This window comes from Mesorhizobium sp. M1A.F.Ca.IN.022.07.1.1 (assembly GCF_003997575.1).
In the GTDB taxonomy this organism is placed as follows: Bacteria; Pseudomonadota; Alphaproteobacteria; order Rhizobiales; family Rhizobiaceae; genus Mesorhizobium.
In genome coordinates, this window is record NZ_RZST01000229.1 from 1 (window position 1) to 9,588 (window position 9,588).

General features: G+C 61.3%; 9 protein-coding genes. 7 read left to right on the top strand and 2 right to left on the bottom strand.

Features of this window, described 5'->3' with window-relative positions; genetic code table 11:
* Positions 1–156 precede the first annotated feature (156 nt).
* The 4 genes from EOA75_RS22275 (at position 157) to repC (ending at position 5,186) form a co-directional block, all read left to right on the top strand.
* Positions 157–501 carry a MarR family transcriptional regulator gene (locus EOA75_RS22275; RefSeq protein WP_127325166.1) on the top strand — a complete coding sequence of 115 codons (345 nt, stop codon included), beginning with the start codon at positions 157–159 and terminating at the stop codon, positions 499–501.
* Positions 502–1,442: 941 nt separating this feature from the next.
* Positions 1,443–2,651: a plasmid partitioning protein RepA gene (repA, locus tag EOA75_RS22280; RefSeq protein ID WP_127325174.1), complete on the top strand. Its 1,209-nt coding sequence runs from the start codon at positions 1,443–1,445 to the stop codon at positions 2,649–2,651.
* Between the two features lie 72 nt (positions 2,652–2,723).
* Positions 2,724–3,710, top strand: coding sequence for a plasmid partitioning protein RepB (gene repB / locus EOA75_RS22285; protein ID WP_127325167.1), 987 nt, complete (start codon positions 2,724–2,726; stop codon positions 3,708–3,710).
* A 153-nt stretch (positions 3,711–3,863) separates the two neighbouring features.
* Complete coding sequence (gene repC / locus EOA75_RS22290; RefSeq protein WP_127325168.1) at positions 3,864–5,186, top strand: plasmid replication protein RepC; 1,323 nt, start codon at positions 3,864–3,866, stop codon at positions 5,184–5,186.
* 114 nt (positions 5,187–5,300) lie between these two features.
* Here the strand turns inward: repC and EOA75_RS22295 are convergent, their stop codons facing one another.
* Together EOA75_RS22295 and EOA75_RS22300 are read right to left on the bottom strand one after the other, a co-directional pair.
* Entirely contained in the window at positions 5,301–6,467 is a 1,167-nt protein-coding gene (locus tag EOA75_RS22295) for an ATP-binding protein (protein WP_127325169.1), read from the bottom strand.
* A gap of 59 nt (positions 6,468–6,526) precedes the next feature.
* Positions 6,527–7,633 (bottom strand): site-specific integrase, encoded by a 1,107-nt coding sequence (locus tag EOA75_RS22300; RefSeq protein ID WP_127325170.1) that lies wholly within the window; start codon positions 7,631–7,633, stop codon positions 6,527–6,529.
* Between the two features lie 99 nt (positions 7,634–7,732).
* On the opposite strand from EOA75_RS22300, the gene EOA75_RS22305 reads away from it, so the two are divergent.
* From EOA75_RS22305 to EOA75_RS22315, 3 genes are all read left to right on the top strand, one after another.
* Complete coding sequence (locus tag EOA75_RS22305) at positions 7,733–8,011, top strand: DUF1778 domain-containing protein (RefSeq protein WP_127325171.1); 279 nt, start codon at positions 7,733–7,735, stop codon at positions 8,009–8,011.
* Positions 8,008–8,535: a GNAT family N-acetyltransferase gene (locus EOA75_RS22310; RefSeq protein WP_127325172.1), complete on the top strand. Its 528-nt coding sequence runs from the start codon at positions 8,008–8,010 to the stop codon at positions 8,533–8,535. The genes EOA75_RS22305 and EOA75_RS22310 overlap by 4 nt, the downstream gene beginning before the upstream one ends.
* A gap of 245 nt (positions 8,536–8,780) precedes the next feature.
* Positions 8,781–9,588: DUF1403 family protein (locus EOA75_RS22315; protein ID WP_127325173.1), on the top strand; the 808-nt coding region annotated here is incomplete at its 3' end.

Genomic DNA, 9,588 nt, shown 5'->3' on the forward strand with positions numbered 1-9,588 from the left:
GTCGAAAACGAGATAGAATGACGCTAAGCTCGATGCAGCAACGATTGTCCGTATGAGCGAGCTTCTCATGATCACACCTCTTACATGCGCGCCGCTGGCCGGAACCGATCAGCTTGTCCGACTCGTTATACTATCGAATATCTGATAGTTTAATCGATGGCAAGCGCACGTGACGCGGAATGGCAGGACCAGCGGTTTTCGGCCCTCGCCCTGCACGAGGTTTTTGATAATCCGGTCGAGGGAGAAACGCCGCAGTCGCGGCTGAAGCAGCTCGGCATGATGACGGTGCTCTACAGGATGCACCAAATGGGAGAGAAGCTAACCCTCGCGAACATCAAAGCGGTGACTGGGATGACGCGCAACACGGTGAAGGAATCGGTTGATCCGCTGGTTGCGCGCGGCATCCTCCAGGAAACGATCGTGAAGAATTCGGTGGGGCGAGGAACCGCATGGCAGTATGAGTTCGCTCCCGAAATCTTTGAGCGTTTAAAGCCCTCCTGATCGCGATTCGGCCAAAGCAGCAATGCACGCGTAGATTATCAGCCACGCGCTCACGGCCCTCCTCGGGCTCAGTGCTCGTATTCGGTTGATGGCGCTCCAGGAACCGAACCTACAATTGTCCATTAAGTGACCGGACCAACTCTAGCCCGAAGCGACGGCGACTTGTTGATCGACTTCGTGATCCGGTCGCGCCAGCGCTTCCGCATTTGCCGCCAGGTCCAGCGCTGGCGCAGTTGGCGTCGATGCCAAGAAACCTACGGATTACATATTGAGCATCCGCGTATATCAGTGAGATTGAGTTTGGCGGCCTTGGTCAATGCGGCATCTCGGTCAAATGGGCCGTGCCAGCGACCGTTTCTATCCCCCGCTCCTGCCTGGGTGCCTTGACCTGCGTTGCAGAAACCACATTCAGCCCGGTGGATACGTCCTCGGTCGTGCGCCCAATTTTCGTAGATATAGTAGTCCATCCCACCCTCAAACCTACATGTCCGTGGCTTCGGCGTATTCAGCAGCGAATTTGTTAGGCCGCCGCCAACATGCCTCCGCTGCCGAAGCCATATTATGTCGCGGCTCCGGCGATCGTAATTTGCCCGCGACGCTGCACGCAATCGGCGGGGACAGTTTTGGTTATACGATTTAGTCTGTGGAGTGGAAACTCGGGGACTGGAAGGCTCCAAGTACAAATCCGATGATCGGTGGATCTCCCCTAGCTGATTCGCAACTTCAGAAACGGAAGGATTTGTCCGCTGACAAAATCGTGAAATTGCGTAGCGTATTCAATCGCATGATTCAGATCATGCTGATCCTGCTACGCTAGGGTCGATCCGAGGCCGTTAACCTCTTGTTAACTTAAAACTTCTTGTCGGAAGAAACGAATCGGACATAATGACGCTTGCTTGGCCACTTCGCGCCAAAAATCGTTTTTAGAGAGCACTGACCGAATGAACGTGAGTTCACCCGTTCCCACGAAAATCCCGTTGGTGTTTGAGAAGAGCATTCTCGAACAAGGCGACCAGATATCGAAGAAGCTGCACCTTCTTTCGGTACAGCGCTTCCCTCCCGCCGCTAAGAAGAATTTGCGTTCTTTTTCGCTGGCCGAGGTAGCCGCCTATCTGGGAGTTTCCCAAAGTCATCTTAAAAAGCTGCATCTGGAAGGCAAAGGCCCGATGCCAGAAACCTCGTCGTCTGGCAGACGGTCGTACACGGCAGAGCAAATGCTTGAGCTGCGCCAATATCTGGATCAATACGGGCGGTCCGATGCCCGCAGGTACGTTCCCCATCGTCGCACTGGCGAGAAACTTCAGATCCTCGCGGTAGTCAATTTCAAGGGCGGCAGTGGCAAGACAACGACAGCCGCCCACCTCGCCCAGTACTTGGCGTTGACCGGGCACCGGGTACTTGCCATCGATCTCGATCCACAGGCCTCGCTGTCCTCATTGCACGGGTTCCAACCCGAGCTGGACCAGACAAAATCGCTATACGATGCGATTCGCTACGACGACGAGAAGGTGCCTCTCTCGGAAATCATCAGGTCAACGAATTTTCCGGGCCTTGATATCGTTCCGGCGAACCTCGAGCTTCAGGAATTCGAATATGACACGCCGCTGGCAATGACGGACAAGACGTCGAACGTCGGCAGGGCGTTCTTCACGCGGATCTCAACTGCACTGCATGAGGTCGATGACCGCTACGATGTCGTCGTCGTCGACTGCCCGCCGCAACTCGGCTACCTGACCATCACTGCACTGACGGCGGCAACGTCAGTGTTGATTACGATCCATCCCCAGATGCTTGATGTCATGTCGATGGGGCAGTTCCTGCTGATGCTCGGAAATATCTTGCAGCCAATAAGGGCGGCGGGTGCCGAGGTGAATCTGGAATGGTACCGCTACCTGGTTACCCGTTTTGAACCCACTGATCAGCCGCAGGCCCAAATGGTGGCGTTTTTGCATACTCTGTTCGGTGAATTCATCCTGAAAAATCAGATGCTGAAATCAACGGCGATTTCCGATGCGGGGATTACCAAGCAGACCCTCTACGAAGTCGAGAAGAATGCGATGACCCGTTCCACATACGAGCGGGCAATGGAAGCGTTGGACGTCGTAAATGGCGAAATCGCTGCTTTGATTCATGAAGCATGGGGGCGCTGAATTTTGTCCGCTGACAAAATCGGACATTTCCCAAGTGCATTCAATGGACTAGGCGGTATCTGGAGGTAAAATATGGCACGTAAGAATCTTCTTGCAGGCCTCGTAGAAGCGGAGACCGGCGACCAGGTGTCGTCTACGTCCGCTGCGGCATATCCGATCCGTGGCGCTTCCAAATCCATGATCCGCTCGGTCAACGAATTGGCAAAGCAGGCGGATGCGTATCTTGAAGGCGAGCATGTGGTTGAACTCGACCCAAACGCAGTCGACGGCTCGTTCGTTTCCGACCGCATGGGCGACGACAGGGTACAGTACCAAGAACTGCTGGAAGCGATTCGGGAAAGGGGGCAGGATTCTCCCATACTTGTTCGTCCACATCCGGGCTCCGACGGCCGCTACATGATCGTTTTCGGCCATCGCAGGGTCCGGATCGCTCGCGAACTGGGACGGAAGGTGAGGGCGGTCGTCAAGGATATCGATGACAAGACCCATGTCATTGCCCAAGGTCAGGAGAATTCCGCTCGGGCGAATCTCAGCTTCATCGAGAAGGCGATGTTTGCAAAGCGCCTTGAGGACTTGGGGTACGACAGAGATGTCATCTCGTCGGCATTGGCCTCGAACGCCGCTGCGGTCTCGAAGATGGTATCAGTTGTCACAAGGATTCCGGCATCGGTCATCGGCAAGATTGGATCAGCTGCGTCTGTCGGCCGCGAGCGTTGGGTGGAGCTGTCTCTGCTCGCCGGCAAGAAATCCGAAATGGTTAATGCAATCTTGTCCGAGCCGGAGTTCGGGGAGTTGGAGAGCAACGAACGCTTCGAAAGGTTGCTTGCGGGCCTGAACGGGAAGGGGAAGCCGGTTCGCAAGGCAGGTGTGAAGCCCGCTGCGCAATCCTGGGTTCCCGAGGACAAGTCAGTTAGCGTCAGCGTTAAGAAGGCAGGCAGGGCCGTCGCGATCGCCGTGAAGGGGATGGACGGTAGCCGCTTTGGAACGTGGATTTCCGATAATCTGGGCGACCTCTATGAGGCGTTCAGGAAGTCGGAGAAGACAGTAACAGGAGACTGAAGCCGCAAAAGAAAAAGGCCCCCGAACGTCACCGTCGCGGAAGCCCTTCTCGTCTGTCGCAAGCTGAGAATCGCATTTCCCCGAATCACTGTCAAGAGTCGTGGCGTCGTTTCGGCGAGCAGAGTTCTTTTGCCTAAGGACAGGTGAAGGAAAATGCAGACGCATATCGCAACGACGCCCTTTGGGCGGCGGCCGATGTCGCTTGGCCAGATCACAAGCCAGGCGAAGGCCAGGACGATGCCGAAGGAGGCAAGCGTCCAGAAATGGCAGGTGTTCCAGTACATCCGCGAAGCGCGGGACCAGGTCGGGGCGACAGATAGGTCGCTGGCCATTCTGAACGCTCTGCTGTCATTTCATCCGGAAACAACGCTCGCCGGCGACGGCGAGCTTGTTGTGTGGCCGTCCAACGAGCAACTGATGGCACGCGCCAATGGCATGCCTGCGACAACGTTGCGCCGGCATCTGGCGGTGCTGGTCGACTGCGGGCTGATCATTCGCAGGGACAGTCCGAACGGCAAGCGTTTTGCGCGCAAGAGCCGGGGAGGGGAGATCGAGCAGGCCTACGGTTTCGATCTGGCGCCGATCGTGGCGCGCGCGGACGAGTTCAGGGAGCTCGCCGAAGCGGTCCAGGCCGAGAAGAAGGCCTTTCGCGTCTCCAAGGAGCGCCTCACGCTGCTACGCCGCGACATCGTCAAGATGATCGACGCCGGCATCGAGGAGAAGGTGCACGGCAATTGGGGCCGCGTCCTGCAGGCCTATCAGGCGATCGTCGGCCGGCTGCCGCGCACGGCCTCGAGGCAGCTCATCGAGAGCATTAACACCGAACTCGAGGACCTCTGGGCGGAAATCCGTGACACACTGGAATCATTCACAAAACCACAGAATCCGGACGCCAATGAGTCCCATTCCGGCGCGCACATACAGAATTCAAATCCAGACTCCCATTCTGATTCTGAAAACGGCTCAGGAAGATATGAAGAAGCGGCGACGTTTGCGGAAAGCGAGAACGTACGCAGCCTGCCAAGACGGGATTTGCCCTTGGGGATCGTGCTGGATGCCTGCCCGAACCTGCGCGAGCTGGTCCCGGGCGGCCAAATCCGCCACTGGCGCGATTTTCTAGCTGCGGCGGAGGCCGCCCGGCCGATGCTCGGCGTCAGCCCCAGCGCCTGGAAGGATGCGCTCAAAGTGTTGGGCGAGCAGCAGGCCGCGATTACGCTCGCCGCGATCTACCAACGCAGCGCGCAGATCAACAACGCCGGCGGCTATCTGCGCAGCCTGACCGAGCGTGCCAGGGACGGCAAATTCTCGACCTGGCCGATGGTAATGGCGCTGCTCAGGGCCAAGCTGGATGACGGCAAGCCCGAGGAGCCGGCCAGGAAGGGGCATGGCGCGCCGCAAGCGGACCGGGCGCCGAGCGGCGAAGGTCTTCAGGTGTCGGACGCGCTGCGCCGCAGCCTGGAAAAGCCGAAATGGTGATGTGTTGCGCGGAAGATCGATGCAAGGAACCTTGGTTTACGGCAACGGCTTCATGGATAGGGGCAGGGCAGGGGCCGTGAGCCCGCCTCGACGCAATGAAGCAGGAGCTTTGCATCATGCTTCGTCGAGCAGCGCCCGGCCCAGATCCTGCAGGGGCATCGCTTCGATGCCATGCTGGAGCGGAAAACGCTCCGATCCCGGAAAGACGACGATACGCCGCTCCGGAGCAAGATCCTCACAGGCCTGGTGGAAGCCTTTTTCCACCTTTGGTGTCAGGCTTCGCTTGATTTCGATGGCCCAGAGGCGCTGGCCCGGCAATGTGAGCAGCAGGTCGATCTCCGCGCCCGCGGCTGTCCGGTAGAAATTGCTCAGCGTGCCGGCGGGGGCGGTCGCGGTAAGGGTTTCGATTACGAAGCCTTCCCAGGAGGCGCCGGCCACTGGATGTCCAAGCACGTCTTCCTGGGTGGCGAGTCCAAGCAGCGCATGGGTGATGCCGCTGTCGCGGACATAGACGCGAGGGGATTTGACCAGGCGCTTGCCTACATTGGCGTGCCAGGGTTCCAGCCGGCGAACCAGGAGGAGATCGACGAGCAGGTCGAGATAAGACGCGACTGTCTTGCCGTCGACGCCGAGCGCGCGAGCGAACTCGGCGGCGTTGAGCAGGCCGGCTTGGTGGTGCGCCAGCATGGTCCAGAAACGGCGCAGCGTCTCGGCCGGGATGCGCGGGCCGAGGAGGGGGACGTCGCGCTCCAGATAGGTGCGGATGAAATCTTGCCGCCACCGCTGACTGGCGCGGTCGCTGGCGGCCAGGAAACTGTCGGGGAAGCCGCCGCGCACCCATAGTGGACCAAGATCGGCGGCGCGGACCTCGAGACCGTCGATCGGCCGCATTTCCAGATAGGCGATGCGGCCGGCAAGGGTCTCGCCTGACTGCTTCAGGAGGTCGATCGACGCCGATCCCAACAGCAGGAAGCGGCCGGCTTTCCGGCCGGCGCGCCGGCCGCGATCGATCAGCCCGCGCAGGTTCTGGAACAGGTTGGGCAGCCGGTGGACCTCATCCAAGATGACAAGCTTGTCCTCATGCTCGGCCAGATAAAGCTCCGGCTCGGCAAGCCGGGCGCGGTCGGCGTCGGATTCGAGGTCGAGATAGATCGAGGGCCGTCGTTCGGCTATTTCGAGCGCGAGCGTGGTCTTGCCGACCTGACGCGGCCCGAGCAGCGCAACGGCGGGCATGCTGTCCAGCAATAGGGTGAGTTCGGTCGTGATGCGGCGCTCGATCATCCTTGCAATTATGGAGTGCAGTTCCAGATTTGCAAGGAAAAACGCACTAATGCGGGGCGCTAGAGTCCGCTCGCCTTGGTGAGATTGACCCGGAACCGATCGCGCCGGCGCTGGTACTTGCGGGTCATCTCGGCGCTGCTATGGCCGAGATGCTTCTGCACATAGCGCTCGTCGACCTCGGCCGAGGAGGCGAGGCCAGACCGTAACGAGTGTCCGGCAAACAGGTTTTCCCGCTGACCTTCAGGCAGATCGCCGCGCACGCCCGCGGCTAGCGCGGTCCGCTTGACGAGGCGAGCGATCTCCTGGTCGTTGAGCCGCTCGGCGCCGACCGCCTTGCCCTGGCCGGTAACGCGGCGAAACAGCGGCCCGTGCCCGATGCGGGCGAGCTTGAGCCAGGTTTCCAACGCCACGATCGGGCAGGTCGCGTCGGCCGAGCCACGCCCGATCTCGATCTCGCGCCAGCCGGTCTTGCCCCGCAACGTCACCAGCAGGCCCTTGTCCAGAATTTCGACCCAGCCGCGGCCGTCCTCCGTCTGGTCGCGGCCGCAATCCAGGCCAACGATCTCGGAGCGGCGCAGGCCACCGGCAAAGCCGATCAGCAGCATGGCGCGGTCGCGCAAGCCGCGCAAGCTTCCGCGGTCGAGTGTTTCCAGCATGGCGATCAGATCTTCGGGCAACACCGCCTCCTTCTGCCGGGGCGGCGCGGCGTGCTTGTTGCGGATGCCAGCCATCACCGTCGCGATATGCCGGTCTTTCCTATCGAGCGCCTGGCCGCGCTGGGCATAGTTCCAGGTAAGCGAGGCGAGCCGGCGCTCGATGGTCGCTACCGAGCTCGGCTTCTTGTCGCCGGTCGCCGTGCCTGACGCTTGAGCCGTGATGTAGAGCCCGACCACCTGCGGATCGGGCGGAAGCATCTCGACGCCTTGCCGGCGGCACCAGCTGGAAAAATGCTTCCAGTCGGACGCATAGGCGCGCCGCGTGTTGGCCGAGCTTGCCGCTTCGACATAGTCGCGGGCGCGGCCGGCGAGTGCCTCGAGATGCGCCGGCAGCTGCGGATTGGCGGCGGCCGGAAGGGGAGGGGAGGGGGATGCCGGCTCTTCTTCTGTGCGCCCCATCTCCATAACCATATCGACGAAATCGGGAAGGTCGTCCTCGTCGGGACTCATGATGATGCCTCGGGCCTGTGAGCATTCAATGCGTACGAAGTTGCAATCGCAATCCGGCAGATGTATCTATGCTGTTCAAGCAATCTGGGAATCGAAGCGATGCCGCGGGCAGCCCTTGATGAAACTGATCGGATGAACATCCGGGTGAAGCCGGAGGTGAAGGCGCGCCTGCTGCGCGCCGCAGCGCTTCGCCATACCGATCTCACCAGCTTTGTCACCCAGTCCGCGCTGCGCGAAGCCGAAACCGTTATCGCGGAAGCTGACGCCATAAAGGTGTCGGAGCGGGATTTTGGCCGCATCCTTGAGCTTCTGGACAATCCTCCGAAGCCGAACGCGAAGTTGCGCGCTGCGGCGGCCGCACTTCCGAAGACTCTGTGAGCCTTCCGCCCTGGCATGAGGAGGCGATCGCACGGTCGCACGACCGGAAAGCCTTTGACTGCGGCGATGTGGAAATGAACGCTTTCCTGCAGCGGTTCGCGCGACAAGGGCACGAGCAGAACGCGGTAAAGACGTTCTGTGCGGTTCCCGACGATGCACCGGAAAAAATCCTTGGCTTCTACAGCCTGGCTCCGGCCTCGGTCGAACATCACGCAGTTCCTGCCGCGATGACGAAGGGTCTGGCGCGACACGATGTGCCGGGCTTTCTGCTGGCGCGGCTCGCCGTCGACAAATCGGTGGCGGGCAAGGGGCTGGGTGGTCAGCTTCTGCTCGCAGCCGCGCTGCGCTGCATCCGCGTTACCGAGGAAGTCGGCGGTGTGCTGATGATCATCGACGCCAAGAGCAAGCGGGCCGCAAGCTGGTACGCGAGCTACGGCGCCGAGCCGCTGAATGATCGTCCAATGACGCTTGTCGTCCCGCTTTCGACCTTTGCCGCAACCTTGATAGCCAGCGGGCACCTCTGAGGGCGCGCCGTCGGCCGACGCCCGGACGGTCGAAACATCGTCTTCCGCCGCCGTGCTGTGGGACGGTCCGGAGCCTCGCTCGGCGACAATTTTGGGCTTCTGCTCGCTGAAAACGGCCATTTCTTATATAGAGAACAAAACGAACGATAAGGCAACATTATCATTCGTTTTGTTGCTTCGACAGGCTGTGCGTTTTGGCGCGACATAGATGGTGGAAAGCGCACGGCCGCTTTACCCTCGAAAGCATGATTCGCCTCGATCCCGCGACCGCCAGTCCCGCCCCGCCGCCGATCGTTCCGGTCTGGGCGTTCGCTGCCGGCGGTGCGCCCAGCGACGCCGACGCCGCCTTCCAGGCCGGCGCCGCGCTGGCTTCGCTCGACACGCTGGCCCGGGCGCAGCCCGCCTGGGCAGGCGCCTGGCGCCAGCGGCTGGCGCTCAAATGCGCCGCCGCCTCGATGCGGCTCGCCGGCCGCGCAGAGGATGAGGCCGCCTTGCGTGATGCCTGGCAGCTTTGCCCGGCCGGTGCCGATCCCGGTCCCGCCGGCGCGATTTTTGGGGCTTGGCGCCAGCTGGCGCTGCAGCCGTCGCCGGTTAGCGCCGATCGGCTGGCAAAAGTGGCCGAGATGCTCGGGCTCGCCTGGGACGACGAGGCGCTCGCCGACCTGTGCACGCACATCGAAGATCTCGCGGGGTCGCGACGGCCGGCGCCGTTCGCCGCAGCGGCAATCGCCGCCCGCGTCGTAGCCATGCGCCCGGACGCCGAGCTTTTGGCCTGGTGGCTCGCCGATTTGGTGCTGGCGCGGGGCTTGCGCTGGCCGCGCCCGCTGCCACTCCTGATGGCGCAGGCCTTTGGTCCGGCGTTTCGCGGCGAGGCTGGCGGCAAGCGCATCCGGCCTGGCGAAAAGGGTTTTGAGCGGGCGGTCTGCTTGGCGCTGGTTAAGGCGGCGGCGGAGGCCTGCCGGCTGGCCGTCGAATTGTCGCGCCGCGCCGAAAAGCTCCTGGCGGTGGCGCCAAAACTGCGCGCCAAGGGCGCTGGCGACGTGATCTTCATGC

Excerpts from the sequence above, each read along its gene's own strand:
- EOA75_RS22275 (WP_127325166.1), top strand. The coding sequence starts at position 157 with ATGGCAAGCGCACGTGACGCGGAATGGCAGGACCAGCGGTTTTCGGCC.
- repA (WP_127325174.1), top strand. The coding sequence starts at position 1,443 with ATGAACGTGAGTTCACCCGTTCCCACGAAAATCCCGTTGGTGTTTGAG.
- repB (WP_127325167.1), top strand. The coding sequence starts at position 2,724 with ATGGCACGTAAGAATCTTCTTGCAGGCCTCGTAGAAGCGGAGACCGGC.
- repC (WP_127325168.1), top strand. The coding sequence starts at position 3,864 with ATGCAGACGCATATCGCAACGACGCCCTTTGGGCGGCGGCCGATGTCG.
- EOA75_RS22295 (WP_127325169.1), bottom strand. The coding sequence starts at position 6,467 with ATGATCGAGCGCCGCATCACGACCGAACTCACCCTATTGCTGGACAGC.
- EOA75_RS22300 (WP_127325170.1), bottom strand. The coding sequence starts at position 7,633 with ATGAGTCCCGACGAGGACGACCTTCCCGATTTCGTCGATATGGTTATG.
- EOA75_RS22305 (WP_127325171.1), top strand. The coding sequence starts at position 7,733 with ATGCCGCGGGCAGCCCTTGATGAAACTGATCGGATGAACATCCGGGTG.